Origin of the sequence: Rhodococcus sp. CX, assembly GCF_015865005.1 — a bacterium.
In the GTDB taxonomy this organism is placed as follows: Bacteria; Actinomycetota; Actinomycetes; order Mycobacteriales; family Mycobacteriaceae; genus Rhodococcus.
The window spans coordinates 5,420-5,908 of sequence record NZ_JADZGH010000023.1 but is presented as its reverse complement, the minus strand read 5'-3'; the positions used below and the strand labels follow the sequence as shown (position 1 = coordinate 5,908).

General features: G+C 64.4%; 1 protein-coding gene. It reads right to left on the bottom strand.

What is annotated here, in order from left to right:
• A partial coding sequence (locus I0Q12_RS02045; protein WP_231609852.1) for an ABC transporter substrate-binding protein occupies positions 1–489 on the bottom strand: 489 nt, incomplete at both ends.

Below are 489 nucleotides of genomic sequence, written 5' to 3'. Positions count from 1 at the left end.
TGTTCGGCGAGGGGGATGTCCTGGTAGAACGGCGAGGACTCGTCGAACAGGGTTTCCGGAAGCTTCGCTGCGCCGTTGTAGACCGCGTTGTTGAGTGCGTCGCGGTCGAGGGCGATCGTGAACGCCTTGCGGGCCCGGACGTCGTCGAACGGCGCCTTCGTCGTATTCAGCACCATCGTCGTTCCACCACCGAGCGGGAGTACCGCGTTCTGCAGTCCGGCGTCGTTCGCCTTCGTCATGTTCGACCAGACACCTTCGAGGGCCAGATCTGCGCCGCCGCTGGTGAGGGTGTTGTATCGCTGGTCGGCGTCGATGATCGACCGGATCTCGAGCTTGTCCAGGTGCGGAAGCGGTGCGTCGTAGTAGTTCTCGTTGCGGGTCAGTTTGATGACGTCCTGACGCGACCACGACTCGAGGGTGTACGGGCCCGCACCGATCGGGTTGGCGTCGATCGACTGTTGCCCGCCCTGCAGTGCGGCGGGGGAGGCA